35 protein-coding genes, 2 tRNA genes and 1 pseudogene are annotated in these 25,378 nt (G+C 64.1%); 37 read left to right on the top strand and 1 reads right to left on the bottom strand.

Annotated elements, in window-relative coordinates; genetic code table 11:
* Positions 1-102 precede the first annotated feature (102 nt).
* The 16 genes from ITJ56_RS04260 to ITJ56_RS04185 all read left to right on the top strand — a co-directional run bounded on the left by ITJ56_RS04260 (position 103) and on the right by ITJ56_RS04185 (position 7,669).
* Positions 103-342, top strand: a complete 240-nt coding sequence (locus tag ITJ56_RS04260; RefSeq protein ID WP_194627975.1) for a helix-turn-helix domain-containing protein — start codon at positions 103-105, stop codon at positions 340-342.
* Positions 339-545, top strand: a complete 207-nt coding sequence (locus ITJ56_RS04255; protein WP_194627967.1) for a helix-turn-helix domain-containing protein — start codon at positions 339-341, stop codon at positions 543-545. Before ITJ56_RS04260 ends, ITJ56_RS04255 begins: the two co-directional genes overlap by 4 nt.
* 264 nt (positions 546-809) lie before the next feature.
* Positions 810-983 (top strand): hypothetical protein, encoded by a 174-nt coding sequence (locus ITJ56_RS04250; RefSeq protein WP_194627965.1) that lies wholly within the window; start codon positions 810-812, stop codon positions 981-983.
* A 74-nt stretch (positions 984-1,057) separates the two neighbouring features.
* Positions 1,058-1,447: a hypothetical protein gene (locus ITJ56_RS04245; protein ID WP_194627963.1), complete on the top strand. Its 390-nt coding sequence runs from the start codon at positions 1,058-1,060 to the stop codon at positions 1,445-1,447.
* Positions 1,444-1,830, top strand: coding sequence for a hypothetical protein (locus tag ITJ56_RS04240; protein WP_194627961.1), 387 nt, complete (start codon positions 1,444-1,446; stop codon positions 1,828-1,830). The genes ITJ56_RS04245 and ITJ56_RS04240 overlap by 4 nt, the downstream gene beginning before the upstream one ends.
* Positions 1,827-2,312 carry a helix-turn-helix domain-containing protein gene (locus ITJ56_RS04235; RefSeq protein WP_194627959.1) on the top strand — a complete coding sequence of 162 codons (486 nt, stop codon included), beginning with the start codon at positions 1,827-1,829 and terminating at the stop codon, positions 2,310-2,312. Before ITJ56_RS04240 ends, ITJ56_RS04235 begins: the two co-directional genes overlap by 4 nt.
* Positions 2,312-2,575 carry a hypothetical protein gene (locus ITJ56_RS04230; RefSeq protein ID WP_194627958.1) on the top strand — a complete coding sequence of 88 codons (264 nt, stop codon included), beginning with the start codon at positions 2,312-2,314 and terminating at the stop codon, positions 2,573-2,575. Before ITJ56_RS04235 ends, ITJ56_RS04230 begins: the two co-directional genes overlap by 1 nt.
* Positions 2,572-2,805: a hypothetical protein gene (locus tag ITJ56_RS04225; protein ID WP_194627956.1), complete on the top strand. Its 234-nt coding sequence runs from the start codon at positions 2,572-2,574 to the stop codon at positions 2,803-2,805. Before ITJ56_RS04230 ends, ITJ56_RS04225 begins: the two co-directional genes overlap by 4 nt.
* Complete coding sequence (locus ITJ56_RS04220) at positions 2,802-3,284, top strand: hypothetical protein (protein WP_194627954.1); 483 nt, start codon at positions 2,802-2,804, stop codon at positions 3,282-3,284. The genes ITJ56_RS04225 and ITJ56_RS04220 overlap by 4 nt, the downstream gene beginning before the upstream one ends.
* On the top strand, positions 3,281-3,535 hold the full coding sequence (locus ITJ56_RS04215; RefSeq protein ID WP_194627953.1) for a hypothetical protein: 255 nt from the start codon (positions 3,281-3,283) through the stop codon (positions 3,533-3,535). Before ITJ56_RS04220 ends, ITJ56_RS04215 begins: the two co-directional genes overlap by 4 nt.
* Positions 3,532-4,434, top strand: coding sequence for a hypothetical protein (locus tag ITJ56_RS04210; protein WP_194627951.1), 903 nt, complete (start codon positions 3,532-3,534; stop codon positions 4,432-4,434). Before ITJ56_RS04215 ends, ITJ56_RS04210 begins: the two co-directional genes overlap by 4 nt.
* A complete protein-coding gene (locus ITJ56_RS04205; RefSeq protein WP_194627949.1) occupies positions 4,382-4,729 on the top strand; it encodes a hypothetical protein in 348 nt (115 codons plus the stop codon). Before ITJ56_RS04210 ends, ITJ56_RS04205 begins: the two co-directional genes overlap by 53 nt.
* Positions 4,713-4,874 (top strand): hypothetical protein, encoded by a 162-nt coding sequence (locus tag ITJ56_RS04200; protein WP_194627947.1) that lies wholly within the window; start codon positions 4,713-4,715, stop codon positions 4,872-4,874. The genes ITJ56_RS04205 and ITJ56_RS04200 overlap by 17 nt, the downstream gene beginning before the upstream one ends.
* A complete protein-coding gene (locus ITJ56_RS04195; protein ID WP_194627945.1) occupies positions 4,867-6,396 on the top strand; it encodes an AAA family ATPase in 1,530 nt (509 codons plus the stop codon). The genes ITJ56_RS04200 and ITJ56_RS04195 overlap by 8 nt, the downstream gene beginning before the upstream one ends.
* 68 nt (positions 6,397-6,464) lie before the next feature.
* On the top strand, positions 6,465-7,427 hold the full coding sequence (locus tag ITJ56_RS04190) for a hypothetical protein (RefSeq protein ID WP_194627943.1): 963 nt from the start codon (positions 6,465-6,467) through the stop codon (positions 7,425-7,427).
* A gap of 170 nt (positions 7,428-7,597) precedes the next feature.
* A tRNA-Arg gene (locus tag ITJ56_RS04185) sits at positions 7,598-7,669 on the top strand.
* Positions 7,670-7,720: 51 nt separating this feature from the next.
* Here ITJ56_RS04185 and ITJ56_RS04180 read toward each other — a convergent pair.
* The gene (locus ITJ56_RS04180) at positions 7,721-8,122 is read right to left on the bottom strand and encodes a hypothetical protein (RefSeq protein WP_194627941.1); all 402 of its coding nucleotides are present in this window, start codon (positions 8,120-8,122) and stop codon (positions 7,721-7,723) included.
* Between the two features lie 150 nt (positions 8,123-8,272).
* Here ITJ56_RS04180 and ITJ56_RS04175 point away from each other — a divergent pair.
* From ITJ56_RS04175 to ITJ56_RS04075, 21 genes and pseudogenes are all read left to right on the top strand, one after another.
* Positions 8,273-8,344: transfer RNA gene (locus tag ITJ56_RS04175), tRNA-OTHER, on the top strand.
* 188 nt (positions 8,345-8,532) lie between these two features.
* On the top strand, positions 8,533-8,703 hold the full coding sequence (locus ITJ56_RS04170) for a hypothetical protein (RefSeq protein WP_194627939.1): 171 nt from the start codon (positions 8,533-8,535) through the stop codon (positions 8,701-8,703).
* A 524-nt stretch (positions 8,704-9,227) separates the two neighbouring features.
* Positions 9,228-9,434, top strand: a complete 207-nt coding sequence (locus ITJ56_RS04165) for a hypothetical protein (protein WP_194627937.1) — start codon at positions 9,228-9,230, stop codon at positions 9,432-9,434.
* Complete coding sequence (locus ITJ56_RS04160) at positions 9,431-9,604, top strand: hypothetical protein (protein WP_194627935.1); 174 nt, start codon at positions 9,431-9,433, stop codon at positions 9,602-9,604. The genes ITJ56_RS04165 and ITJ56_RS04160 overlap by 4 nt, the downstream gene beginning before the upstream one ends.
* Positions 9,604-9,903, top strand: a complete 300-nt coding sequence (locus ITJ56_RS04155) for a hypothetical protein (RefSeq protein ID WP_194627933.1) — start codon at positions 9,604-9,606, stop codon at positions 9,901-9,903. The genes ITJ56_RS04160 and ITJ56_RS04155 overlap by 1 nt, the downstream gene beginning before the upstream one ends.
* A gap of 810 nt (positions 9,904-10,713) precedes the next feature.
* Entirely contained in the window at positions 10,714-12,225 is a 1,512-nt protein-coding gene (locus tag ITJ56_RS04150; RefSeq protein ID WP_194627931.1) for a terminase large subunit, read from the top strand.
* Positions 12,222-13,667 carry a phage portal protein gene (locus tag ITJ56_RS18830; RefSeq protein ID WP_194627929.1) on the top strand — a complete coding sequence of 482 codons (1,446 nt, stop codon included), beginning with the start codon at positions 12,222-12,224 and terminating at the stop codon, positions 13,665-13,667. Before ITJ56_RS04150 ends, ITJ56_RS18830 begins: the two co-directional genes overlap by 4 nt.
* The gene (locus ITJ56_RS04140) at positions 13,600-14,259 is read left to right on the top strand and encodes a hypothetical protein (protein ID WP_194627927.1); all 660 of its coding nucleotides are present in this window, start codon (positions 13,600-13,602) and stop codon (positions 14,257-14,259) included. The genes ITJ56_RS18830 and ITJ56_RS04140 overlap by 68 nt, the downstream gene beginning before the upstream one ends.
* Positions 14,260-14,361: 102 nt before the next feature.
* The gene (locus ITJ56_RS04135; RefSeq protein ID WP_194627925.1) at positions 14,362-14,835 is read left to right on the top strand and encodes a hypothetical protein; all 474 of its coding nucleotides are present in this window, start codon (positions 14,362-14,364) and stop codon (positions 14,833-14,835) included.
* Positions 14,836-14,863: 28 nt separating this feature from the next.
* Positions 14,864-15,772, top strand: coding sequence for a phage major capsid protein (locus ITJ56_RS04130; protein WP_194627923.1), 909 nt, complete (start codon positions 14,864-14,866; stop codon positions 15,770-15,772).
* 160 nt (positions 15,773-15,932) lie between these two features.
* On the top strand, positions 15,933-16,373 hold the full coding sequence (locus tag ITJ56_RS19095) for a Gp19/Gp15/Gp42 family protein (RefSeq protein WP_194627921.1): 441 nt from the start codon (positions 15,933-15,935) through the stop codon (positions 16,371-16,373).
* Positions 16,370-16,693 carry a hypothetical protein gene (locus ITJ56_RS04120; RefSeq protein WP_194627919.1) on the top strand — a complete coding sequence of 108 codons (324 nt, stop codon included), beginning with the start codon at positions 16,370-16,372 and terminating at the stop codon, positions 16,691-16,693. Before ITJ56_RS19095 ends, ITJ56_RS04120 begins: the two co-directional genes overlap by 4 nt.
* A 258-nt stretch (positions 16,694-16,951) precedes the next feature.
* On the top strand, positions 16,952-17,362 hold the full coding sequence (locus tag ITJ56_RS04115; protein WP_194627917.1) for a hypothetical protein: 411 nt from the start codon (positions 16,952-16,954) through the stop codon (positions 17,360-17,362).
* A 127-nt stretch (positions 17,363-17,489) separates the two neighbouring features.
* Positions 17,490-18,044, top strand: coding sequence for a hypothetical protein (locus tag ITJ56_RS04110; protein WP_194627915.1), 555 nt, complete (start codon positions 17,490-17,492; stop codon positions 18,042-18,044).
* Complete coding sequence (locus ITJ56_RS04105) at positions 18,041-18,253, top strand: hypothetical protein (RefSeq protein WP_194627913.1); 213 nt, start codon at positions 18,041-18,043, stop codon at positions 18,251-18,253. The genes ITJ56_RS04110 and ITJ56_RS04105 overlap by 4 nt, the downstream gene beginning before the upstream one ends.
* An 82-nt stretch (positions 18,254-18,335) precedes the next feature.
* Entirely contained in the window at positions 18,336-18,671 is a 336-nt protein-coding gene (locus ITJ56_RS04100) for a hypothetical protein (RefSeq protein WP_194627911.1), read from the top strand.
* Between the two features lie 188 nt (positions 18,672-18,859).
* Entirely contained in the window at positions 18,860-19,039 is a 180-nt protein-coding gene (locus ITJ56_RS04095) for a hypothetical protein (RefSeq protein ID WP_194627909.1), read from the top strand.
* A gap of 498 nt (positions 19,040-19,537) precedes the next feature.
* Positions 19,538-19,753 carry an HNH endonuclease gene (locus ITJ56_RS18275; RefSeq protein ID WP_228517121.1) on the top strand — a complete coding sequence of 72 codons (216 nt, stop codon included), beginning with the start codon at positions 19,538-19,540 and terminating at the stop codon, positions 19,751-19,753.
* Positions 19,754-19,894: 141 nt separating this feature from the next.
* Positions 19,895-22,282, top strand: a pseudogene (locus tag ITJ56_RS04085) (tape measure protein); the annotation flags it as partial.
* Positions 22,283-23,177: 895 nt separating this feature from the next.
* On the top strand, positions 23,178-24,215 hold the full coding sequence (locus ITJ56_RS04080) for a phage distal tail protein (RefSeq protein WP_194627903.1): 1,038 nt from the start codon (positions 23,178-23,180) through the stop codon (positions 24,213-24,215).
* Positions 24,197-25,378: a siphovirus ReqiPepy6 Gp37-like family protein gene (locus ITJ56_RS04075; RefSeq protein ID WP_194627902.1), complete on the top strand. Its 1,182-nt coding sequence runs from the start codon at positions 24,197-24,199 to the stop codon at positions 25,376-25,378. The genes ITJ56_RS04080 and ITJ56_RS04075 overlap by 19 nt, the downstream gene beginning before the upstream one ends.

Here is a 25,378-nt window from a genome sequence, read left to right as displayed (position 1 = left end):
ATGGACAACTGTTGCAAGGCCAGAACCGCGCCAGTTCGGGGACTTGCCAAACTTATCCTTGCCATGCTTGCGCTTTCTATCCCTCTTGCCTAGATTGGACACATGCAGACACGACGACTCAACGGGACGGCCCTCCGGACGATCCGCGAGCTGTCCGGCCTCCGCCACGGGCAGTTCGCCAAACGGGCAGAGCTCGACCCGGGTTACCTCACCAAGCTAGAGAACGGCTCGAGACAACCGTCGCCGGCAGTGCTACGACGCCTCGCGGATGCCCTTGGTGTCTCCTTCGAAGCCATCTCGTTCCCAGTCCTCGTTGAGAACGCCGGAGGGGCTGCCGCATGACGGTCGGAGCCAACTTCCGAATCGAGTTCGCCCCGGCCCTCTTCACACGCGAGCTAGCCGCGTACTACCTCAGCTGCTCACTTCGGGACATCGACGACCTCCGAGCAAAGGGCGAACTGATCCCCGTCGGTGACACGAAGCGGATCAAGTTCCGCAAGGAGGATCTCGACCGCCACGCGGCCAGCCTCTCCGAGCGCTCCTAGCCGCTCCCCCGCATCTTCCGATTGAACGCGCCGCACGGACGGCGCTGGTCGGTGCGCCTGGAAGCAGCCCCCACAGGGGCACGCCCTCGCCGCACTCGCACCTTCAGAACTCAACAGCGTGGCAACACAGCAAGACACACACTTCCGTCGCAGCGACGGGGCACCACCACGAGCGCACCACGCCGGGTGTCGAACTGCTGCGACAGCCCGTCCCCAGGAGTCGACGCACAAGCGGCGGCGGGGGCACATCGGGATCGGCACCCGATGGCAAGCACCAGGACGCCGGCGTTCCCCTACGCCGGCGTCCGTCCCCTCTCCCCCGAACCGACGGCGCTCGCCGTGGAAGGAGCACCCATGCACGCACTTAAGGAATGGCTGAGCGCAACCGCGTTCTTCGCCGCAGTCCTCGCCGCCATGTTCCTGCCGTCCGCCCTCTGACCCTCACAGACCAAAAGTTAAGGCCCCGTCAGCGCTGGAACGCCCGGGGCCAAATCGTTCTAGGAGAACAACCAATGACCATGCTCGCACAGCCCACCACTGACAGCAACACCATCGTCACGCAGTACGGCACCGGCACGATCGAACTTCCGATGATGTGGGTCGACGCCCGCCGCGGACGCACCCCCGCAATCGGGGAGCGGTACAGCGTCATCCTCGAGCAGCGCCTGAACAACCCGCATATGGCGGACCAGCTGCGCGCCGAACGGATCGACTCGAACGCACCCGGGCACCTGGGGCTCAACCCGCAGGTCGGCTACCAGTGGGGATGGGACGAAGGCGAGCCCGTCGAACTGGTCTTCACCGTCATCGGCACGTACGTCCTCGGAGGCATCGTCCCGAACTACGCGGACCTGTCGTTCGATTTCGTGTTCCGTCTCGAGACTCAGGCGGTCAGCGCATGACTATCGGTACTGCGGGACTCCGGAGCGCCACCAGCTTCCCGATCACCGTTCGGCGCGCCACTGTCACGAAGGTCACACCAACGGTCCACGGCGGCGAAGTCATCCGCTGGGTCGGAGAAATCCAGATCTACCCCGACTCACGACGTATCGAAATCATCGTCGGGCTTGGCGCAACCGATGGCGAGTGGGTCGCATGCGATGCCTGGCGCGTCCTGCTCCCCCGAACGCTCCCATACGACCTCCCTTCCGAGGGGCGCGAGTCACAGCACTCCCGAACGGGTGAGCGCATGTGGCGCACCGCTCTGTACGTCGACGCACCTGACCCGCTCATTGAGCTCGAGCTGCAGATGCTGCTCGACAACCCTTCCGAGGTGAACGCATGACCGTCAACAAGAACCGCGCTGGCGCTTCCCTCAAGCACCTGCGCACCAGTCACAACGTCTCCCAGCCGCTCGTCGCCGCAATGGCTGGCACGTCGACCGCATACCTCGCGAAGGTCGAGGACGGCCTGTTCAACCCGGCTCGGAGCTACGTCGGGAAGGTCACCGAGGCCATCTGCCGCCTGATGAAGGACCCGCCTCGCCCGTGCCCGACACTCGGCTGCGACGGGACGAAGCACATCGACACCATGACCGGCACCACCGCGATGCCGGGGTACCACCACGCCGACCACGCTGAGGGCGACGGGTGGACCATCGACGTCGCCTGGTTCGACGAGCAGGACAGCGAGTGGTCCGTCTACACCGAGGTCTCCGACGACTTCGCGCTCACCCCCGACTCCTTCCTCGCTCTCACGGACGCGTACAAGAAGGCGTCGGCCTACGCGGCCGTCCTGAACGGCAAGGGCGCGAAGGTGACTCGCTGATGCCGAAGAGTGAGACGTTCAAGACCAACGGCCCCGGCAACCACCTCGTGCGCTGCGATCGATGCCGTCGACGGAACCGGAACCCGAACGCCGACAACGGTTGGAACGCCACCGTCAAGCGGGGCGTGGTGGTCGGGTACCTCTGCCCCTCCTGCCAGACGCCCGAGGAGAACGCCGAGGCGGAGATCAACAAGGCCACTACCGAGTACGGCGTGAACGCGTTCGGTCTGCTCGTCGGCACCGTGAAGGCAGACACCCGATGACCCTGCCTGTCACGTCCGAGCAGTTCGAGGATGACCCGCCCGTCGTCGTCATCGATCTCACCCCTCTCCGCGGCTCATTCCGCGGTAACGGCTTCGACTGCGACGGCCACACCCTCACCCTCAGCCCGGACACCGCTGATGCGCTCGCCGCATCCCTCACCACGAAGGCAGCCGCGATCCGGCAGGGCCTCCCCCTCGGCATCACCTACACGGACGGAGACACCCCGTGAGCATCAACACCAACCCCATCGACACCACCCCGAACACCCCGCTCGACGCGATCAAGGGCGCGTACCTCCGGGCGCACGACCGCATCGGCGACTCCCTGGACGGCCTGATCGGCATGCGAAACATGCCCGAGGACGCCGTCGAAATCGCGCTCCTCGACTCCGCTGACCGCGCACTCGCGTTGCTCGTCTGCGAAGCGCTCGGGTACGACAAGCCGGACCGCAACTGGGTACCCACTCGCGAGACGGCACCCGAGCTCTACCGCTACGACGACGACACCCCGGTCTTCTACGGGATCGCGATCGGTCCGCACGTGCAGATGGACATTTGGCCGCGCTTCGACACGAAGGAGTCCGTACAGGCGGTACTCGGGTACTCGATCGACCTGGCCTTCTCGAACGCCGAAGGGCGTGCAGCGAAGGCGGCCGCTGAATCCGCAGCCGACGCACTTCGGGCGAAGGGCGAGGGTGATGCCGCGTGACCCATCACCTCGCAGTCTCCTCGACCCTCGACCACGTCGTCGAGCGCACAGACCGGCAGCGCTCGCCGGCGCACCCGAACCCGGACAACGTCCTGGGGGTGTCGTTTGGCATCCTCCTGCAGCTGCAGAACGTCCTCCGGCTGGCCGTGTACGGGCAGCAGGGGCGGCTACAGCACGCCGACGTGAACCGGCAGCTGCCCGCCGTCGCGACGATGCTCGCACGGGCCATCCGGGCGGAGGCGGCGGTGTGACGGGGGTGCCGCAGGAGGAAGTCACCGCGTCCGACTTCATCATCGTCCGGGCGGCCTTGGTGAAGCGGTTGGGCGGCGCGAATCAGGCGCTCGTCTGGGCGCGGATCCATTTCCGCTGCAACGACGGCGGTCAGCGCCACATCGACGAGAACGAAGTGGCCTGGTGGCCGGCGTCCAGCGCACAGATCGGCGAGGAAGTCGGACTGTCCGAGAAGCAGGTCGACCGAGCCACGAAGGACCTCCGGGACGGCGGATTCGTCGAGAGTGTCGAGCACCGCATCGGCGGGAACTGGGATCACACGAAGTCCTGGCGACCGCTCGTTCGTGCCGGCTCCCCCGATTCCCCGAATTCGGGGAATCGATCCCCCGAATTCGGGGACAGGAAGCCCCGGAATCGGGGACAGGAAGCCCCGAATTCGGGGAATCCTTCCTCTATCAAGAAACTACAAGAAGAAGTACAAGAAGGTTCTCCGTCGGACGCTGCCGCGACCGACCAGGGAGCGTTCTCCGACGACGTGATCTACCTCTGCGATCTGCTCGCAGAGCTCATCCGTGCGAACGGGAACAAGGTCGGCACCGTGGGCGTCACCTGGTGGTCCGCTGGCGACCGACTCATGCGGCTCGACGGGTACACCCGCGAGCAAGTCGAGTGGGTCATGCGCTGGTCACAGACCGACGAGTTCTGGCAGGGGAACATCCTGTCGATGCCGAAGCTCCGCGAGAAGTTCGACACCCTCAAGACCCGCGCCCTCGCCGAACGCAGACAGCGGATGGAACAGCAGCCGCGCTCACTCACCAACGCGGAACAGGCCGCACTCGACTACCAGCGGAAGTACGGAGGCAACGATGGATCAGCAGGAAGCATTCAAACTGTTGGCGCGGGCGTCAGCAGTCGATAACCGGAAGGTCACCGACCTCGCCGCGTCCGTCTGGGCGGAGACGCTGCCGGACATGTCGTACGACGAGGCCGCGGACCTGATGAACGAGTTCCGCCGCGACAACCCCGGCGTCTACCTCGAGCCGGGCCACCTGCAGCGGCAGAAGCGGATCCGCCTCGCTCGGACCAGGGAAGCCCGTGGACCGCACCCGCTGCCGCCGGCAGGGCAACGGTGGGCGGTCGACGCGATCGAGAACGACTCCGAGTACTCCGCACCGGGCGGGGTGCTTGAGGCGAGCCATGACGACGCGGGCTGAGCTCCGCCGGCAGCGGGACGAAGCCCTTGCCCGCGCCGCCGAGCACCGCCAGGAAGCCAACCAGCTGCGCGAGCGGCTGATGTACGTGACCGGCTCGTTCACCGCGGACGAGTACGGCGAGGTCGGGAAGGAGACCGATGGGTAGGGCATCATTCGACCGAGTCGTCGGCGCGTTCCACGACCGGGGCCTCATCGTGCAGATGCGCGGCAACGAGGCGGCCGAGGCGCAAGCCCCCGGGCACTCGGCGAAGGACCGGTCGGTGTCGATCCGTTCGGTCGAGGGGCAGACCCTCATCCACTCGCACTCAGACCCCACCCCGGACGTCCTCGCCGAGCTCAACCTGTCCATGCAGGACCTGTTCGACGAGCAGAAGGGCGTCGAGTACAAGTACCACGACGGCCGGGTCGTACACCGGTCCCCCGACAAGCGGTTCCGGCAGTCCGGCAACACGAAGGGCCGGGACCTGTACCGCGTCGAGCGGGTTGGTCAGACAGACCCGGTGTGGATGGCCGAGGGCGAGAAGGACGTCCACGCACTCGAATCGCTGGGCCTCGTCGCTGTCTGCACGGCGATGGGCGCTGGCAAGGCGGCGATGTTCGACCTCGCGCCGCTGCACGGCAAGAAGGTGCTCCTGGTCCGCGACATGGACGAGCCCGGCATGAAGCACGCGCTGCAGGTCCGGGAACTCCTCGACGGGAAGTCGGAAGTCGTCGTCCTCGAACCGATCGTCGGGAAGGACGCAGCGGACCACATCGCTGCCGGCCACACCTGGCAGGAGTTCCGCCTGGCCCGCCTGCCGGAGCCCGAGGTCGAGCCGGAGCCGGTGAACGAGGACTTCGAGCGCCAGGTCGCGTACGAGATGGAACGCCTCGAGGTGAAGGACGAGGTGCGCCGGCGCAGGTCCGCAGTCGGCGCGGCCGTCCTGCAGCCGCTGTACCTCGACGAAGTCCTCGCCGTGCCCGACTCCCAGAACTGGCTCATCCCCGGCCTGCTCGAGCGTCGCGACCGGCTCGTCCTCACCGGCTCCGAGGGGTCCGGGAAGAGCTACTTCACCCGCCAGGTCGCGATCGCCGCGGCGTCCGGACTGCACCCGTTCGACGGCCGCCAGATCGAACCGGTCCGCGTCCTCGCGATCGACGCCGAGAACACCGTCCTGCAGTGGTCCCGGAACACCCGCTACGTCGCGAACATGGCCCGCACGTACGGCCGCGTCGACCCCGGCCGACAGGTGCTCATCTCGGCGGGCATCCGGCTCGACCTCACCCGGCAGGCCGACGTCGACCAGGTCCACCGGCTCATCGACCGTCACCAGCCCGACATGCTCCTCATCGGCCCGCTGTACAAGCTCGTCCCCCAGGCCATCAACAACGACGACGACGCAGCCCCGCTCATCGTCGCGCTCGACGGATTCCGAGAACGCGGCGTCGCGATGCTCATGGAAGCGCACGCCGGACACGGCAAGTCCCTCGGCGGCGAACGCGACCTACGCCCCCGCGGCTCCGCCGCGCTCCTCGGCTGGCCCGAGTTCGGCCTGGGGCTCCGCACCCTCGAAGACGACGACTCGATGGTCACCGTCGTCCGCTGGCGAGGCGACCGCGACCCCCGCGACTGGCCCCACCGCCTCCGCCGCGGCATTGCCGGCGAGATGCCGTGGATGCCCGCCTGACCCCCACCTCCCCCACGGCGAGCGCTTCAACACCGAAGCGCTCGTCGTAGCACCCTTAAGGAGCTCCCTTGAACACCGATGTCTCCCTCGACACCGCTACCGCAACTGATGACGACTCAATCGACGTCGCCGTCACCGCTTCCTACGTCCGGGCGAAGCTCACCAACGCCGCGGACCACGTTGCCCACATCCGCGGGCTCGTCGTCCCCGGCGGGGCACAGCCGTCGGACGGGCAGCCTCGCGCGTCGAGCAGCGAGGCTCCCTTCCCCATCCGGGTCGACCCCCTCGAGGCGTCTGACCGGGTCTACGCGCACCTACTCAACTGGGTGCGCTACTGGTCCGACGCTCTGCACATCCAGCCACCCGTCACTGCGACGTACGCCTGGACGACTGACGGTGGCCCCCAGGGGTTCCGGTCGACGGTCACGCCACTGGGTGCGTGGGGCCTCACGCGCACGCTGACGACGTGGCTGCTGCTGCACCACGACTCGATCCGTCGGCAGCCCGACGCCGGCGACTACCTCATTGCGGTCGAAGACATGCTGGGGCAGCTGCAGGCGCGGTTCCCGATGCGTGGACCGCGAGCCAGGCCGACCCTCCCTCGCGAGTGCCCGGTGTGCAGCGAACCGAAGATGGTGATCGAGCGTCGCGGCGAGGTGCATGGTGGTGAAGCCGCCGACATCGTGCTCGTTTGCGGCTACTGCGCCTTCGAGAGCAACGCCAAAGCACTCACGAAGGACCATGACATGCGGTCGCTGGTCTTCGGCGACATCCGCGTTGAGGAAGCTCCGGAGCCCGCTGAGTGGTGGACCAAGAAGCAGGCCATCGCCGAGATGCGCCTGACGTCGCAGACGCTGAACCGTTACATCCGGGAGGACGGTCTGGGCACGCACACGAAGGGTGGCACCGTGTTCGTACGTGCGAGCGAGGTCCGGGACATCTGGCGGGGCAAGCAGGTGCAGCGCCTCACCACGAATATGCGACGGCCCGTGGGAGCGGAACCGGCTCCCCTGGCAGACACCGAGGTCTAGAAGCGGAACGAGGAGGCTGCGGTTGCCCCACAGTCTCCTCGTTCCGACTTCATGTGATTCGCGTACTTGCGCGCCTGTTCATCCGTCGGTTAAGATGTCCGTGACATCGCATGCCCGCCCGGGGAACCGGCGGGCATTACTTGTACCAGCCCGGCCCCGACTGGTACTCCGCGCCCCTAGCTCAGCGGAAGAGCAACGAGCTTCTACCTCGAGGGTCGGCAGTTCGAATCTGCCGGGGCGCTCAATGCGAGACGGCAAAGCGCCTATGCGAGGCAGCTCCGCTAGTAGTTCCCCTATAAGACGCTGATGAGCACGAGCGCGGCACCGACCAAGCCAGCGCCGAAAGCGATCATGTTCATCCAGCTTTCGAAGCCAGCGTCTCGCGGTCGCTCCCACTCGTTGAGCAAGGCCGTGACATTCGAAGCGACCACTGAGACGCCAACACCGAACGCACCGCCCAAAGCGACCGCTTCCTTTGGATTGTCTTTACCAGGACCCAAAACGATGCTGACGTACATGATGAAGCCGAAGACCACCGCGAAGACGACGACCGTGCCCAGTGCGCCCCACCGAGTCTTCGTGGTTACGGGCTTGGTCCCGACCAAGCCCGCATGCGTCGGCGGCTCAATTTTCTTCTGGAGGTCGGCGATCGCGGCTTCAAGGTCGTCGATGCGCTTTGAGTTTGTCCACCACATGACTTCCGCTATCGGCTGAACAGAAGCATCCCTTAGCGAAGTTGCCAGATTTCAGAACTGCCGTCGGACATCAGGTCAAGCGCCAGCCCCGCGAGGACGGTGACCTAGCACCCGCAGCACACCGCGCCTGCGACAACAACCGCGGTACTGGGCTCAGTCGCTTGAGGCAATGAGCGCTCCCACATAACGGAGACGTCGTCGGTTCGAATCCGGCCTGAGCCCACCCCAACAACTTCCCTGACCCGTCGGTCAAAACAACACCGCACCGCCGCCACCAACGCACACGCTGCGAAGTCTGGCCGCACGCAACACACAACTGCGACGTTGAGTCAGGGATCCTCTTCTCGTTGAGACGTATTCGGGTTACGGCTCAACGAGGACCACGCCACGCGATCAGATGGGAGGGTGGCATGTACATCTACATGATGCCCAGCGTCCCGCGTGTCACCGAAGACTGGTGCGACGAGCACGGCTGCTCCAAAACCGCCATCAACGTAACCGCCATCAGCGACGATGGCGTGAACGGTGACGCCGGCCAGCTTTCGTTTTGCCTCCAATGCGCCGAGAGCAACGGCGACTGACACTTGGCTGCCGAGCCCGAGGTAACCCGCTGGTGACACGCGGAACCCGGAGACCCGGCAGCTGCCAACATAAGTCCGGACAGGCTTCACCCTCAACCCCTAAGCGAGAACGTCATGGACGACGAGCTCAGTGCACACCGCACACGCACCAACCGCAGACCAGAGATTCACCTGCACCCACCCGCCGCGTTGATCGCAGCCATCGACGCCGTGTTCGAGCAACCGATCGAGGACAGGGACTAAATGCTGAGACGCATCCTCTGCTGGACCGGGTGGCATCAATGGCGATACAGGCACGAGATGAGCGGCATACGAGTCGGGTCACGTGTCGAAGCTCAGCATCTAGAGAACCTGAACTACATCATTAGATGTGCGCGATGCGGGGAGCGACCATGACCAAGCGTGAACTCGCATGGCAGACACTCGGCATCGTGCTCGCCATCATCCTCGTCGGTGTCATCGCATACGGGGCCATCAACATGATCGCGACCGCAGCATGGTGAACGAAGATCGGAGCTGACCACATGGCCGACCCAATCATCGAAACCGTCTACACCGTCGCACGCGACGGCAAAGCAATCAGCTCCTACGTCGTCGAACAAGACGAAGCCATCAACGAACTCCACCGCATCGAGAGCAACATGAGGGCCGCCATGCTCGAGCCCGACGTCGTACTCGCCACCGTGCAGAAGACCACCACGTACGGGGACCCCGAGCCGGTGGAAGCATGACCGCACCGATCTACGACCGCCTCTGCAAGGAACGCGGGTTCGACCCGATCAGGCAGCGTAATGCCCGCATCGCCAGCAAACGAATCGTCGACGGCGTCACCGGATTCTTCCGGGACCTCTTCGGATGGTCCGCCCCGGCGAAGCGCTCTGACGTTGCGTTGGCTCGCTGATGGCTGCCAGCTACGCAACGGTCCGCGTCACCCCCGAGATGATCGCCGCTGCCCGATGGGACCGCGACCACCTCATCCGCCGCGGCACCGAAGACTATGACCGAGTGCTTGACATCGTCCGGCACAAGACCTACGTCCTCGACGAACATGCCCGCCGCATCAACGGCCGGTACATCAAGGTCGCCTATGTCCAGAACGATGAACAGGGCCGCCCCATCGTCACGAGCGATGAGGTCAAGGTGAAGTGGAAGCGCGTCCGCATCCCGAAGACCCACCCCTGGCGAGGACACCGCAGCTAACCCAGGGGCATCAACATGGCCCACCCGGCATGCCTCGACGCAGCCACCCCGGGAGCGCTGACATTACACAACGGAGTGCAGTGAAATGCCCGCACCCTCGCAGAACGCCAACGGCCACCGACGCCGCGAACTAGTCAAGCGAGTCAAAGCCGAGGAACGCAACTGCGCGCTGTGTGACCAACCTGTCGACCCGTCACTCACCATGACGTCAGACGCGCACGGGCCGCGCTGCGTAAGCACGGCCTGCACTGGATGTATACCTCATCCAATGCGTGGCGAGGTGGACGAAGACGTGCCTCGCGCTCGAGGCGGGTCACCTTATCTTCGCAGCAACACTCACCTAATGCACAGGGTCCACAATCAGTGGAAGTCAACAATGACGCTTGCCGAAGCGCGAACCAAATGGCATGCATTGCAAGCGGGCAAGGAAGACGAAGCACCTAAGGTTCAAGCCTCGCCCATATGGTGACCAACCGCCGAGTCCAATAGCACCCATTCTGCAGGTCTCACGCGGACGTGTGGCAGCACCACCTCGTGCAGCCGACTAAACACGCCGGCCACCCCGGGCCTACGCCCCTCCCCTGCCCCCTGAAGGCACCCCCACAGCTATAGGCCAACATTCACACAGAGATTGTCAGATCGGTTCGGGAGGCGCGCAGATGGCTCGTCTTGATGATTTGAAGGCGGCTCGAAGCGTGATGTGGGACTCGGTTATGGAGTCGGATCCGGACAAACGTGCGCCGCTGATGAACCAGTGGCGGGCCTTGGATGTGACGATTGCGGAGTTGGAGTCGAAGTCCGAGAAGGTTGGTGATCCGGTTGACGAGATCGCTCGCCGTAGGTCTGCTCGGGGAGGCTCCACCGCGCGTCCTGGTAAAGCCGTCGGGGGCGCGGGCTAACTCCTGGGAAGACGTTGCTGACCTATCTGCTCGCGCTGGTATCGAGTTGGATGGCTGGCAGGAACTCATCCTCGAGGCGTCGATGGGCGAACGTTCTGACGCGACTTGGGCCGCTAAGCGTGTGGGCGTCTCTGTCCCCCGGCAGAACGGGAAGTCGCAACTGCTGGTTGCTCGAGCGTTGGCCGGCGTGCTGTTGTTCGGTGAGCAGAAGATTGTCATTTCGGCTCACCAGCAGGACACGGCGCGTGAAGCGTTCGGGAAGCTGATCGAGATCCTTGAGGCTGACGGCAACGGCTGGCTAATGGATCGGGTGAAGCCCAACGGGATTATGAATGCGCTGAACCGCGAAGCGGTCAAGTTCCGCAACGGGGCGTCGGTGCAGTTCAAGGCGCGCACCAACGCTGGCGGTCGTGGTTTCTCGTCCGATTGCCTGTTGCTCGATGAGGCGCAGCGTCTAAAGCGGTCCGCATGGGTGTCTATCAACTCCACGATGTCGGCAATGCCCAACCCGCAGGTGTGGCTGTTGGGTACGCCGCCTACGCGCGAAGACGACGGAGAGGTTTTCGAGTCGATCCGTACCGCAGCGATTGACGGTGTTTCGACGGCGGCTGCTTGGGCCGAGTGGGGCGCGGATCCGTCCGCTGACGACTTCAACCCGGCCTCGACGCTGACCCGTTGGCAAGCTAACCCGGCCTGGAACACTCGCATCAATCACGAGATTGTTCAGGGCGAGTTCGAGTCGTACACGAAGGAAGAGTTTGCGCAGGACCGCCTAGGCATCTGGCTCTCAGATTTGGGCCAGGGTCGACGGGCGTTCTCCGAGCTGGTGTGGGCCGAGCGGGGCGTGAAGGCTGCTCCTGTGGGTGTTCCGTCGTTCGGTGTCGCGTTCTCCATGGACGGCCTTCGGGTGTCCGTGGCGGGCGGTCAGGCGCACGGTGACGACGAGGTGCACGTTGAGCTGATCGACAAGACCGGTCTTGGCGTGGACGAGCGTGGGGGTCTTGCTCCTCTTGCGGATTGGTTCTGCGAGAAGGACAGCAGCGGGGTGGCGCGGTGGCGTCGCTGTGGCGGCATCGTCATCGGTGGTGCGGCTGGTGCTGGCGTTCTCAAGCAGTTGTTGCTCGAGCGCAAGGTGAACGAGAAGCGCATCCGGGTTGTTTCGACCCCCCAGTATTTGCAGGCGTGCGCGATGCTCGCTGATTCGGTTGAGGCGAAAACGATGACGCACCTGTTGTCCGATGGGCAGCAGGTGCTTGATGAGTCGGTTGCCGTTGTCGACCGGGATAAGCGGGGCGGGTGGATGGCCACGACTGTTGATGGCGACGAGACACCCGTGGAGGCCATTTCGTTGGCCTTGTGGGGCGCACGAACCAGCAAACGCAAACCGCGTGACGTAAACGAGAAGAGGGGAGTGATTTTGTGATCGATTCCGGCGCACAGATGGCTCTGAACGCTTCCGACGCGAGCTTGCTTGCTGAATTGATCCACGTCTGGGATCAGAAACGCCCCACGAACCTTACGCGGTCGGTGTACTACGACGGCGAAGCTGCCCTCAAGGACTTCGGCATTTCTTTGCCGCCTCAGATGCGCGGCGTGAACGCTTCTCTGGGGTGGATCGCTAAGGGCGTCCACGCTGTCACTGATCGGTCAAAGTTTCAGGGTTTCGTTCTCCCTGGTGCAGACGAAAACCCGTTTGGTGTCGAGGAGATCGCGTATGACAACCGCTTCCTGATGGAGTTCCCGCAGGCAAAGGTGTCTTCGGCTGTCCACGGGTGCTCCTTCCTGACTGTGACGAGCGGTGATGTGCAGTCGGGTGAACCCGAGGTGCTGCTACTTCCCCGTGCCGCTGATGATTCTGCCGCGGTGTGGGATCTCCGTCGCCGGCGCATCCGTGGCTTCTTGTCCATCGTGAGTGTGGACGACACGAACCGCCCCGCGGTTTTGATCATGCACACCCCCGAGAAGGTCGTCACTCTGTCGCGCAACTCGCGCGGGTGGTCTGCCGACATCCGCCGTAACCCGCTCGGCGTCGTTTCGGTGTCGCCGCTGGTGTTCTCGCCTGAGCTGAAGCGGCCTTTCGGGCACTCGCGTATCACCCGATCGGCGATGTACTACGCCGATGCTGCGTTGCGAACCATTGTCCGCGCTGAGGTGTCGGCTGAGTTCTATTCCGCGCCGGAGTACTACCTGTTCGGCGCGGATGTTCAGAAGTTCGTTGGTGACGACAAGTGGTCGGCGGTCATGGGCCGCATGAAGGCTCTCGACTTTGAGGATGGCGAGGATAAGCCGGACCTGCACAGGTTCACTGGCGCGTCTCCGCAACCGCACACTGACCAGCTGCGTATGTGGCAGGCGCAGTTTGCGGATGACCAAGACCTCGAGGTGAAGTTCGCTGACGCGTCAAACCCCTCGTCTGCCGATGCCATTTTTGCGGCCAAGGAATCGCTGATCACGAAAACGCGTGATGCGAACACGGTCTGGGCGCAGGGTGCGGTTGATGCCATGAATCTTGCGGTGATGTTGCGCGATGGGCTCACGTCCGTCCCTGCCGAACTGCGTCGCCTGTCGGCTCAGTTCACGGATCCTGCTGTTGTTTCGCCTTCTGCTCAGGCGGATGCGTTCGTGAAGCGGGCGGCGGTCATTGATGGTCTCGGCACGTCTGAGGTTGGCCTTGAGATGGCTGGGTTTACGCGCGAGCAGATCACGCGCTTCCAAGCTGATCAGCGTCGACAGCAGGCAGGTAGCCGCCTAACGGGCCTTGTCGCCGCCGCGCAGCAGATAAGGAATGGGGCGGCAAGTGGCGACAGCGCAGCAGGTGGCCTCGTTCCGGTCGAACAACCTGGACCTAGTGGAGTTGGCGCGTAACGACCTCAGCTCGTTTTGGGGGGCATTGAATCTAGCGGGCAACCCGGCGTTGGTCCGGGACGCTCTGCTGGAATTCTTCCCTGAACTGATCGCCGCTTACGGGGATGCTGCGGCGCTGTTGGCTGCTGATTTCTACGACGAGCTGCGGGATGTGCCCCCGTCGTCGGCTCGGTACCGCGCTGTTCTTGCTGCACCCCCGGCGGCGGAGCAGGCAGAGGGCGCGGCGCGGTGGGCGGTTGGTCCGTTGTTCGCTGACGAGCCGAAGCCTGCCCAGGCTCTTGCCGCTCTGGCTGGGGCTACGCAGCGTCTGGTGTTGCAGTCAGGTCGGGAAACGGTGTTCCGGTCCGCCTCAACCGATCCGGTGCCGACAGGATTTGCGCGGGTTCCCGCCGGGGCGACCTGTGCGTTTTGCACGATGTTGGCCTCGCGCGGTTTTGTGTATGCGACGGCTGCCGCTGCTGGTGAATCGAACTCGTGGCACGACGACTGTAACTGCACGATTCTCCCGGGCCGGTCGATAGATGACCTCCCGGAAGGTTACGACTTGTCCCGCTATGAGCGCGCTTATGCCGCCGGCGTGGGCATCGACTAACGCAAACTTCCCGCCGTCTTGGTGGGATCATCGCCCGCATGGGCATTCCGATAGATCCACCGACGCCGCACGGCCGAGGGAAACCCGCATGGGAGAACAGCAATGAGTGAAGCACCCGCAGAGACCACCAATGACGTTGAAGCCGATTCCGCAAAGGAAACGGACTGGAAAGCCGAAGCCCGTAAGTGGGAAACGCGAGCCAAGGAGAACCTTGGACGCGCTACCGAAAACGAGGAGGCGGCGAAGCGTCTGGCGGCGCTTGAGGAAGCGAACAAGACCGAAGCGGAGCGCACAGCGGAACGGCTGGCGGCTCTTGAGCGCGAGAACGCGGATCTGAAGTCCGGGAAGACGCGCGCCGAGGTTGCAGCGGCGAAGGGTGTTCCTGCCGGCTTGCTTTCGGGCAGTACGCAGGAGGAGCTCGAGGCTGCTGCGGACGCACTCATTGCTTTTAGGGGCGCACAGACCTCCGAGGATAAGGCCACTCTGGTCATCCCCGATGAGGGCGGTCACCCAAACCTTGCACTGAACGGCGACGGGCTCGAATCCGCGCTGCGTAAAGCTCTCGGCATCAGTTGATGCCCCCAACCACAGTTAGGAGTTGGTGATGGCTCAGACTGCCCCCACCACTACCAGCGAGTTCGCTGGATTCATCAAGCCCACCGAGGCTGGCGACATTTTCGCTGAGGCACGCCGCGCGTCGGTGTTCCAGCAGCTCGCCCGCAAGATCCCCGTTGGGGCGAACGGTGTGGAGATCGCTTACACGACCTCCAAGCCCACCGCCGCATGGGTTGCTGAGGGTGGCCAGAAGCCGACCACCTCGGGCGGCAAGGCGCTGCGTAAGATCAGCCCCAAGAAGCTCGCTGCGATCTCGGTCGTGTCGGCTGAGACGGTTCGAGCGAACCCGGGCGGCTACATCGACGACCTGCGCCTCGACCTTGCGGAAGCGTTCGCGCTGGCGTTCGACAGCGCAGCCGCTTACGGCACCAACAGCCCGTTCGGTGCAGGCAACTTCCTGAACGCCACCACCAAGGCTGTCACCCTCGGTTCTGCGGCTCAGACTGATGGCGGAATCTTCGCGGACATCAACGCCGGCCTGTCGCTGCTCGTCAACGACAGCAAGCGCCTCACCGGTTTCGGGTTCGACAGCATGGCTGAGCCGATCTTCAACGGTGCGGTCGACACGAACGGGCGTCCCCTGTTCATCGACAGCCCCACCGTCGAGACCGCCGAGGTTGTGCGTGCCGGTCGCGTGCTCGGTCGCCCGTCGTACATCGGCGATGGTGTCGGCAACGGCACCGTCCTCGGTTTCGGTGGAAACTGGTCCAAGGCAGTCTGGGGCGTTGTTGGTGGCATCAGCTACGACATCTCCACGCAGGCATCCGTGACCATCAATGGCGAACTGGTGTCGCTGTTCGAGAACAACCTGGTCGCCATTCGCGCGGAGGCCGAGTACGCATGGGACGTCGCCGACGTGGCTTCGTTCGTGAAGTACAACGAGCCTGCGGCGGTCTGATGGTGGGGTTGAAGTCGCCTGCCGGCTCCCTCGTTGAGGTGGAGCCGGCGTTGGCGGTGAAGCTCATCCGTCAAGGGTGGGTTTCAACGGACAAGCCGGTTGATCCGAAGCGTCCCGTGGGGCGTCCAAAGAAGTCCGAGTAAGCAGAGGGAGGGGCGTCATGGCCTGGACGAGCGCTGATGATGTGTTGGACGCGTGGATAGGTTCTGACGCCCCTACCGATGTTGATAGGGTAACGAATTGGGTTGCGCGGGCCGAGCGGGAGATTCGCTTTCGTGTCCCCCACCTGCAGGCCCGTATTGATGCTGAGGCAGAGCTTGGGGCCTCCACTGACCTGCTAGACACGGCCCGTGATGTGGTTGTGGCTATGGTCACTCGTGTTTTCCGCAACCCGGAGGGCGTTCGGCAGCGGAACACGACGACGGGCCCTTTCACGGAGTCCGCTACTTACGGGGGCGACGTGCCAGGAGGTCTTGGACTCACCGACGATGAGCTTGCAAAGTTGCAGGGCACACGCTCTCGAGGCGCGTTCACGATCGACATGATCCCGTCAACCTCGCCGTTCTCGGCCCCGTACGTGCCGCTTGGTTCTCAGCTGTGAAAATCGCCCGGATCCGCCTTACCGAGTCAGGCAAAGACCGGTACGGAAAGCCCACGTTCACTGAGGCGACCACGGAACTTGACATTGTTGGGTTCGCGCCCGCGGTCAAGGGCGAATCAGAAGGCGTTGAGCAAGTTCTGCTGGAGTACGGCGGCACGCTCTACCTGCATCCTGGCACTGACGTGACCGAGTCGGATGCGTTCACCATCTACGGGGAACGGTACGAGGCGGATGGCCCCAAGGCGCGATGGGTGCACCCGCGCGGCCGCTATCCCGGCGACGTCCTCATCGTGCGACGTTCGGACTACGTCAGTGCCTAAGTCACGCGTCGTCCTGAACCGTCGCGGCTTCGGTGCCGTCCTCGCGTCGAAGGGCATCGAGGATCAGTTGCGTCCGTACGCGGATCGCATCGCCACGCAGATCCCCGGTGGCGCGACCGTCACCGCGATCCGTACTGGTGTCGGCACTTCGAACTCTCGTGTCCGTCTCCGTGTTGAGGCTGAGATGTGGGAGAGGGCGCGGCTTGTGGCTGCGATCCGTTCTGTCCTCAGCAATGCGACGCCTCGTTAGGAGGTCACGTGTACGGCATCGTGTATGACGACTTCCTGGCGCATCTGATCGTCCGCATGGGCGTGCTGTTGTCGGCTCGCAGTGAACCGTTTACGGCTGGTGTGGATGTGTCGAACCGGATGGGTGCGAACAGCCGCCGTGCGGTGGTGCTGACGACGGGTCCTGGTGGCGGTACGGGTGACACGGTTCGCACCTCGTATGTGACGGTTGATGTGATCGCCGACGATGAGGGCGTTTCCGTTGACCTGATGAATCTTGTTCTCGGGTTGGCTACGTCGCGCGGTCTGGGCGGGATGGTTGATGGTCGGCCGATTCTCCACGCTGACGTAAATGGCGGACCGAACTCGGATCCCGCTGCGGACGGTTTCTTCAAGCAGACCGCGCAACTCGAGGTCCGGCATCGCGGCCGGAACCTCTGACCCACTTTCTTGAAGGCCCTGCCAATCGGCGGGGCCTTTTGCATGTCCGGACTACCGGACCACTTCCCCTCCGAGCCGGGGATATCAGGGGCCGTCGCGCCCACAATCACCGACGAAAGGCGAGCACATGCTCGACAGTTCAAACGTCAGGGTGGCCGTGACCGGGGCAGTTTACGCCGCCCCGACCACCGCGACCCGCCCCACCGATGCCACCATCGCCCTCTCCGCAGAACACACCGACCTTGGCTATGTCGGTGACGGCGGGGTCACTGAAAGCCGCGAGCGGTCGAGCAACCAGATTCGTGGGTGGCAGAACGGTGCCCTCCTGCGAGAGGTTGTCACTGAGTCGTCCATCACGTACGCCTTCATCCTTCTTGAGACCAAGAAGGAGAACATCGAGCTCTACTACGGCTCAAAGGTCGCCACGAACGGTTCGGTGAAGGTCAACCCGTCGAAGACCGGTGGCCGCAAGTCGTTCGTCATCGACGTCATTGACGACGACGACATCATTCGCATTGATGTCCCGAACGGTGAAGTGACCGAGGTCGGTGAGCAGGTCTACGCCAGTGGCGAGCCCATCGGCTACGAGGTCACCGTTACGGGCTACGAGATCACAGACGGTGACGAGACCTACTCGGCCGTCAAGTGGTACTCGAGCCTCGACACCACGACGGGGGCGTGAGCATGACTGCGAAGACCCTGTTTGTCCGGCACGTCCAGTCCGGCGAGATCAAGAAGGTCACCGTCGAGCAGCGCGCTTCTCAGGACAAGAACTACTGGGTGCGTGTCACGGGCGATGTCAAGGAGACGAAGCCCGCCGATGTTCCGACCGGTGTTGACGCCGAGCCGGACTCCAAGACCACTTCCAAGGCGACTACGCCCACGAAGTGACTGACCGGTGTGCCGGAGCGCTCGGGCTCCGGCACACCGCCCCACATCACCCGAGCACTCTCAACCGAGCCAGGAGATACGCATGACCGAGACCACCGCCGTGAAGGCACTGCAGATCAAGGCGAAGAGCCGCCCCGCACTCGTCGTCGAGTACGACGGCACCGAGTACACGCTCCCCGGACGCATCCCCGCGGAGATCCTGACCGCACAGGCGCAGAACAAGAAGCCGAAGAACCCTGCGAAGGACGTGCAGGAGCAGTGGCAGCGCGAGGTCGGTGTTGCCCTCGTGGACACGTTCTACGCGCTCGTCGTCCCGGAGAACTTCAAGTCGGCTCTCGACATGGAAGACCTCGGCGCAGTGTTCGAGGCGTGGTCGGAGCACGTGGGCCTGGGGGAATCCAAGGACTCCGGGAACTAGCGGAGTCCTACCCTGACGAGTTTGTTTGGGAGCTGCATCAGCTCGGGCTTGACCTGCGCGATGACGGCTCCATTCGTGACGCGTGGGGAAAGGCGGTCGACCACGTAAAGGTCGACCGCCTCCTGCGTGTCGCGACACGGGAGCCGTCTTCGGTGCTATTCGCCGCGACGCATGGGTGGGATTTCCCCGTGTCTCGCGAGTGGATCCAGCAGGCCGACTTCATCGACGCCTTCTACGCGGCAAACAGCAACGGTCGCCGGCCGAAGCCGTACCCGCGGCCGTGGAAAGACAGCAACACCAGCCGACTTGGCAAGACCACTCTCTCCCCTGCGGAAGCGCGGGAGGTGCTTAAAAAGAACAGGGGCTGAGCGATGCCGAAAACCGACCCTTGTTCCGTTGCCGAGTGCGAGTCCATTGTGGGCACGAGAGGCGCACGCGGACTTTGCCCTCGGCATTATCAGCGGTTTTTGCGATCGGGCACAACTGCGGATCCAGCACCGCGCGTGCCTGCTCAATGCTCGGTTGAGGGTTGCGAAAACGCCGTGCGAAATCGCACTTGGTGCGCTGCGCACTACTCGCAGTGGCGGCGCAAGGGTGAAGTGAAGCCGTTCTCCTACAAGTGGGCAGCGGTCGGCGCGAACTGCGTCATTTGTGGCAGCCCAGTCGCCCCGGGAAGCCGCCGCCGAAAGCATTGCTCAGGCCGCTGTCAAGTGATGGACAGCAGGCACAAAGGGGGGCGCCCGACCGTGAAAACGTGCGCCGCCTGTGGCGACTCGATCGACCTGCTCGAGCTGACTCGCCGCGGGCAATTCCGACGCGCTGACTCGCAGCTTTGCTCCTCATGCAAGAAACAGACGCGCTGGGCAATGACTGCTGATGAGATCGCGCAGCGCGACGGGACAGTCTGTGGCATCTGCGCGACCCAAGTCGACATGGCACTCGCATTCCCGGACGTCATGCGCAAATCAGTTGACCACGTCATTCCACGCGCAAACGGCGGTCTCGACGTGCCATCGAATCTGCAGCTCGCGCACCTGCGCTGCAACGCATCGAAGAGCAACCGGACCCACATGAGCGTCTGACGAACGACCAGAAAGCAGGCTGTTGTGGCTACTGAATCAGCGATCGCCTACGTCACGGTGGCCCCTAGTGCCCGTGGGTTCAGCAAGAAGCTACAGAACGAGATCAACCCGTCTGCTCTGGGTGCGTCTGTTGGTAGCAAAATGTCGGGTTCGTTCCTGGCGTCGGCCGGGAAGATGGCCGCGAAGACCACCGCAATCGTTGGTGGGTCTGTCGCGGCCATCGGGGCGGCGATCGCTGGTGTCGCCGCGAAGAAGGGCCTTGATCGGCTCCTGAACATCGACGACGCGCAGGGGAAGCTTAAGGGCCTCGGCAATTCGACGAAGCAGATCGCCACGATCATGGATTCCGCTCTGGCGTCCGTGAAGGGCACCGCGTTTGGTCTCGGCGACGCTGCGGTTGTCGCGTCGAATGCTGTCGCCGCCGGTATCAAGCCCGGCCAGGATCTCACGAAGTACCTCACTCTCACAGCGGATGCTGCGTCCATCGCGGGCGTCTCGCTGGATGAGATGGGGTCGATCATCAACAAGACGACGACCACCGGCAAGGTCTACACGGACAACCTGAATCAGCTCGCCGACCGGGGTATCCCGATCTTCCAGTGGCTGCAGAAGGAGTACGGCGTCTCCGCCGACGACCTGTCCGACATGGTCCGCAAGGGCGAGGTCGACGCGGCCACGTTCCGCAAGGTCATTGAGGAGAACATCGGTGGCGCGGCGCTCGCGTCAGGTGAGACTGTGCGCGGCGCGTGGGCGAACGTTGGTGCCGCTCTCGGACGTATCGGTGCGATGTTCCTCTCCGGTGGGGTAGCTGCTGCGCCTGCACTGTTCACGTCCGTCATGAACGCCGTGGACCGTGCCGGCGTCGCGTTGCAGCCGTTCGCTGACACCCTCAACGAGAAGGTCACAGTGGGGATGGCCGCCCTCGCTGGGTGGATCGACCGTGTCGACTTCAGCAAGGTCGTTGCCGGTGCGTCTGCTTTCGCGGGCAAGGTGCGCGGCATCTTCACGTCGCTGAGCAGTGGTGACACTGACACGGCTCTGGGCAGTGTCGGTGAGTCCCTGTCGAAGCTGACCCCGGCTTTCGCTGCGTTCCGTGATCAGCTTCCGGAGCTCGGTGACTCTGTCGGCAAGCTTGCGGCGGCTGGCATCACGGTCCTCGCTGGGGTCCTCGGTTTCCTCGCTGACCACGTCGACACTCTCATCAAGTACATGCCGCTGATCGTTGCTGGTTTCATCGCCTGGCAGCTCGCCACTCGCGCCACTGCGGCCGCGTCGGTCGTGCTGCGTACCGCGGAGCTCCTGGCTTTGCCGGTGCAGATTCGCCGGAACGCGTTGCGTCTCGACGCGGCGCGCCTCGAGTATCAGACCGCGTTGGCGACTCGCGCGAACACTGCCGCGACCGCGTCGAACACGGCGGCAACGAACGTCGGCGCTGTGGCGTCGTTGCGGAGCCGCGCAGCTTTGGTCGCGCAGCGGGTGGCGACTGTTGCGTCGGCTGTTGCAGCTCGGGCGGCTGCGGCTGGTCAGTGGCTGTTGAACGCGGCCCTGGCGGCGAACCCGATCGGTATCGTCGTCGCTGCTCTCGCGGCGCTGGTGGCAGGCATCGTGTGGGCGTACAACAACATCGGCTGGTTCCGCGACCTCGTCAACGGCGCTTTCTCGCTGATCTCCGTCGCGGCGCAGGCTGTGGGTGGCTGGTTTGTGTGGCTTTGGAAGACCGCTGTGCAGCCAGCTCTTACTGCCATCGGAAGCGCTGTGAGCTACCTGTGGTCGACGTGGATCTCGCCGATCTTCCAGCTCGTCGGCGCGATCTTCCGGTGGCTCTGGACTAGCGTCATCGCCCCGACTGCTGCGTTGATCCGCGGCGCGGTCGTGAACACTCTCGGTGCGGCTTTCACTTGGCTGTGGACGGGTGTGATCCAGCCGGTGTTCGGGTTCATCGGCGCGATGTTCTCCACGTGGTGGAACGGTGTCGTGTTGCCGATCTTCTCGGCCGTGGTCGGTTTCCTCCGCAACACTCTCGGCCCCGTGTTCACGTGGCTGCGCGACTCGATCATCAAGCCCGTCTTCGATGGAATCGGGACCGTCGTCCGCGGAGTTTGGAACTCCTGGATCAAGCCCGTCTTCGACAAGATCGTGGACATCGCAAAGAACACCGTCCCGAAGGCGTTCACCGCCATGAAGGATGGCATCGGGAAAGCCTGGGGCCTGGTGAAGTCCGTCGTCAAGGCTCCGATCAAGTTCATTGTCGAGACCGTCATCCAAGGCGGGATCATCGACAACTTCAACAAGCTGGCGAAGGTCTTCCACACCGACCCCCTGCCGAAGGTGGAACTCCCGAAGGGGTTCGCGACGGGTGGCTACACGGGTCCAGGCGGGAAGTACGAACCGGCTGGCATCGTGCACCGCGGCGAGTACGTGTTCACGAAGGAGCAGACCGAGCGTCTTGGCGTTGGTCGGCTGCAAGCGATCGCGAACAACGGGTACGCGAATGGCGGGCTCGTTGGTGCTGCGTCGTCAAGTTGGGATTGGCTTAAGGGCAAGGCTGGCAAGGCGTGGGACTGGACGAAGAACGCCGCAGAGACCGCCAAGTCCATCGTCTCCGACCCGACGGGCACCCTCGGCAAGCTCGTCAAGGGCATGATCGGGAAGGTACCCGGTGCCGGCGCGATGCTCGACATGGCGAAGGGCGTCGGCAGCAAGGTCCTCTCCGGCGTCATCGACAAGATCAAGGGCATCGGTGACACGGGTGATGCTGGCACGTTCGGCGGCAACGGGGCGAACGGCAACCTTCCTTCGACGTCGTTGGCTCAGGCGCTCGGGTTCGCTCCGGGTTCCGGTGTTGGTGCGACTGGCGGGCTGCTGAAGAAGGCTGCTGCGTCTGCGTGGAACACCGCGTATCGGGCGTCTGGTGGCGCTCTCCGGCTGACGGAGGGTTACCGCGACTTGAAGGCGCAGCAGTACCGGTGGTCGCTGTTCAAGAGCGGCGGCAACCTCGCTGCGTCGCCTGGGACGTCTGTGCACGGTCTCGGGCTCGCGGCGGATGTTGCGGGCGGTCAGGACTGGCTCCGTTCGAACGGTGCGAAGTACGGCTGGGCGAACACTGGCCTCGGGTTCTCGCAGCGGGAGCCGTGGCACTTCGAGTTCAAGGGCATGTCGGGGCAGGTTCCGCAGCTCGCTGCCGGCGCGCTTGTGGGTCGGCGTCCTGGCGGCACGCTCGTCAACGTCGGTGAAGGCCGGTACGACGAAGCGGTGGTGCCGTTGACGCCGCGCATCTCCGACGCGCTCGAGGGTGGTTCATCGTCCCCGGCGAAGACGTACGCACCCACGTTCGAATACCACGGCGAGCCGTTCACTGAGCAGAAGTTCTTGAACGCGATGCATCAGATCGAAGTGCTCACCGGCTGATCAGGAAGGTGCTCGCATGGCGCAGAACACGATCGACGGGAACGGTGATGGCACTTTCATCATCGACGGTAATGGTGATGGTTCGTTCATCATCGACGGGAACGGGTTGCAGGGTGCGGATGCGTTCCCGGAGCCGCCTGCACCGCCACGTGAGTTGCGGTCGTTCTGGTTGGAGTCGTTGGACGGTTCGGTGATCGTGCCGCTGTCTGGAACGAACGGTCGGGCGTTGATGCCGGGTGCTACGGGTCTCGGGTTGCCGCCGGTTGATGTGGTGACGGGGACGACGCCGGGGATGCCTGGGTCGTGGCTGCAGGAAGTCAACGTGCTCGAGCGGCCGATTTTCCTACCGTTGACGTTTTTCTCGTGGGAGTCGCAGGCGGAGTTCTTCGAGATGCTTGCGGAGCTGCGGTCTGTGGCGACTGATTGGGATGCGGACCTGCTTGGCTTGAATGGCACGTTCCGTCTTGGGGTTGCGTCGGCTGATGGTGACCGGCTTCTCGATGTGACGTACCGCTCCGGTTGGGAGGGCGTGCTTGGTGGTGGTGATGGCGGCTCCGATTGGGAGAAGTTCGCACTGAACCTGGTTGCGGTGGCACCGTTCTGGCGGGCACGTGATGCGACAACTCAGTCGTATTCGGCGGCTCCTGGCACGGTGTTCCTCGGTGACGGGAATGATACGCATCCGTGGCCTCGGCAGATCAGCGCGTCGGTGACGGTCGGTTCGAACATGCCGATCCTCGTTGATGGTGATGTGCCGGTGTGGCCGGAGTTCACGTTCACCGGTCCGATCCCGTCGGTGACGATCAGCTACCAGGGGACCCTGATTTCGGTTCCTGCTGGTGTGCCGACGGGTCAGACGTTGCGGTTGGTCACGGATCCGCGTGCACGGTCTGCTCGCCTCGATGGTGTGATCGCGTGGGATCGAATCAGCATGGGTGCAACGTTCTCCCCGCTGCGTCCTGGCGTCAACTTGGTGAGCATTCAGCTTGCTACTGCTGGTGAGGATGCCGCGGTCGACATGTCGTGGTTCACGCAGTGGAAGGCGGCATGGTGAGTGGTCAGTGGATGATCGTGCCTCGCGCGAAGGATTTGCGGCGACGGTTCAACCCGGTCCGGTTCTGGTCGAAGCTGACTGTCATTGAACGGCACAACGTGACGGGTGTGAAGGCTGGCGCGTGGTCGGTGACGGGTCTGAATGAAGGGCTGACCGGTCTGCTGTCGGCGGGGAACGGGGTGATCCTGTTCCGTGATGGCGTGAAGATCATGTCGGGTGACATCGTGTCGATCGCACGCGGCTCGAAGCAATCGACGGTGTCTGGATGGTCGGATACGACGCTCCCCGATGACCGTCTGGTGGCACCGAACCCGGCGCAGTCGTGGGCGGCGCAGTCAACGGATTACGACAACCGCACCGGCCCCGCTGAAACGGTGCTCCTCAACTACATCAACGCGAACGTCGGCCCGGGCGCACTCGCGTCTCGCCGTATCGCGGGCCTTCGGGTGCCTGCATCGGCTGGCCGGGGGAAGACGACGACGGTGAAGGGGCGTTTCGACAAGGTCGGGACGGTTCTCGCCGATGTCGCCGAGTCGGGTGGCCTCCACTACGACATCGCGCAGGACGAAGACACGCTCGGCCCGTTCCTGCAGACCACGGTCCGCCCGGTCGCTGACCTGTCGGCGAACGTCCGATTCGGCACCGCCGGCTCATTCACGGGCGCTGTCATCGGGTCGGATTGGTCGTACACGCTCGAGCGCCCCACGGTCACTGACGCGGTTGTTGCTGGTGGCGGTGAGGGCGCTGACCGGATCCTTGTCGAGAAAGTCGACACCACCGCTGAGGCGACGTGGGGTCGGAAAATTGAACAGCTCATCGACCAACGGCAAACCACCGACACGACTGAGCTCGCCGACGCGGGAACAGATGCACTGTCTGACGGCGCGAACCCGGTGTCAGTGTCGTTCACCGTCACCGATCAGCCTGACGTGCGTTACCGGCGGGACTGGCAGGTCGGCGACAAGGTCGGGGTCAGTGTCGACGGAATCGACCTCACTGACGTTGTCAGGGAAGTGACGACGACGGTGACCGCGCAGCAGGGCGCAGCGAACGAAGTGATCTCGGCTGTTGTCGGGTCGCGGGATTCGTCGAAGTGGACCACGAAGACGAACACGAAGGTCGCGAAGGCGCTGCGCGCTATCGACCGCCTACAAGCGATCTAG

The sequence above is a fragment of the Curtobacterium sp. VKM Ac-1376 genome (genome assembly GCF_015351025.1).
GTDB lineage: Bacteria > Actinomycetota > Actinomycetes > Actinomycetales > Microbacteriaceae > Curtobacterium.
The sequence above is the reverse complement of the archived record's forward strand: the minus strand, read 5'-3'. Positions and strand labels throughout refer to the sequence as shown.

Excerpts from the sequence above, each read along its gene's own strand:
- ITJ56_RS04180 (WP_194627941.1), bottom strand. The coding sequence starts at position 8,122 with ATGTGGTGGACAAACTCAAAGCGCATCGACGACCTTGAAGCCGCGATC.
- ITJ56_RS04100 (WP_194627911.1), top strand. The coding sequence starts at position 18,336 with ATGACCGAGACCACCGCCGTGAAGGCACTGCAGATCAAGGCGAAGAGC.
- ITJ56_RS04135 (WP_194627925.1), top strand. The coding sequence starts at position 14,362 with ATGAGTGAAGCACCCGCAGAGACCACCAATGACGTTGAAGCCGATTCC.
- ITJ56_RS04165 (WP_194627937.1), top strand. The coding sequence starts at position 9,228 with ATGGCCGACCCAATCATCGAAACCGTCTACACCGTCGCACGCGACGGC.
- ITJ56_RS04260 (WP_194627975.1), top strand. The coding sequence starts at position 103 with ATGCAGACACGACGACTCAACGGGACGGCCCTCCGGACGATCCGCGAG.
- ITJ56_RS19095 (WP_194627921.1), top strand. The coding sequence starts at position 15,933 with ATGGCCTGGACGAGCGCTGATGATGTGTTGGACGCGTGGATAGGTTCT.
- ITJ56_RS04160 (WP_194627935.1), top strand. The coding sequence starts at position 9,431 with ATGACCGCACCGATCTACGACCGCCTCTGCAAGGAACGCGGGTTCGAC.
- ITJ56_RS04240 (WP_194627961.1), top strand. The coding sequence starts at position 1,444 with ATGACTATCGGTACTGCGGGACTCCGGAGCGCCACCAGCTTCCCGATC.
- ITJ56_RS04245 (WP_194627963.1), top strand. The coding sequence starts at position 1,058 with ATGACCATGCTCGCACAGCCCACCACTGACAGCAACACCATCGTCACG.
- ITJ56_RS04255 (WP_194627967.1), top strand. The coding sequence starts at position 339 with ATGACGGTCGGAGCCAACTTCCGAATCGAGTTCGCCCCGGCCCTCTTC.
- ITJ56_RS04225 (WP_194627956.1), top strand. The coding sequence starts at position 2,572 with ATGACCCTGCCTGTCACGTCCGAGCAGTTCGAGGATGACCCGCCCGTC.
- ITJ56_RS04080 (WP_194627903.1), top strand. The coding sequence starts at position 23,178 with ATGGCGCAGAACACGATCGACGGGAACGGTGATGGCACTTTCATCATC.
- ITJ56_RS04195 (WP_194627945.1), top strand. The coding sequence starts at position 4,867 with ATGGGTAGGGCATCATTCGACCGAGTCGTCGGCGCGTTCCACGACCGG.
- ITJ56_RS04230 (WP_194627958.1), top strand. The coding sequence starts at position 2,312 with ATGCCGAAGAGTGAGACGTTCAAGACCAACGGCCCCGGCAACCACCTC.
- ITJ56_RS04235 (WP_194627959.1), top strand. The coding sequence starts at position 1,827 with ATGACCGTCAACAAGAACCGCGCTGGCGCTTCCCTCAAGCACCTGCGC.
- ITJ56_RS04205 (WP_194627949.1), top strand. The coding sequence starts at position 4,382 with ATGGATCAGCAGGAAGCATTCAAACTGTTGGCGCGGGCGTCAGCAGTC.
- ITJ56_RS04250 (WP_194627965.1), top strand. The coding sequence starts at position 810 with ATGGCAAGCACCAGGACGCCGGCGTTCCCCTACGCCGGCGTCCGTCCC.
- ITJ56_RS04155 (WP_194627933.1), top strand. The coding sequence starts at position 9,604 with ATGGCTGCCAGCTACGCAACGGTCCGCGTCACCCCCGAGATGATCGCC.
- ITJ56_RS04170 (WP_194627939.1), top strand. The coding sequence starts at position 8,533 with ATGTACATCTACATGATGCCCAGCGTCCCGCGTGTCACCGAAGACTGG.
- ITJ56_RS04130 (WP_194627923.1), top strand. The coding sequence starts at position 14,864 with ATGGCTCAGACTGCCCCCACCACTACCAGCGAGTTCGCTGGATTCATC.
- ITJ56_RS04200 (WP_194627947.1), top strand. The coding sequence starts at position 4,713 with ATGACGACGCGGGCTGAGCTCCGCCGGCAGCGGGACGAAGCCCTTGCC.
- ITJ56_RS18275 (WP_228517121.1), top strand. The coding sequence starts at position 19,538 with ATGACTGCTGATGAGATCGCGCAGCGCGACGGGACAGTCTGTGGCATC.
- ITJ56_RS04110 (WP_194627915.1), top strand. The coding sequence starts at position 17,490 with ATGCTCGACAGTTCAAACGTCAGGGTGGCCGTGACCGGGGCAGTTTAC.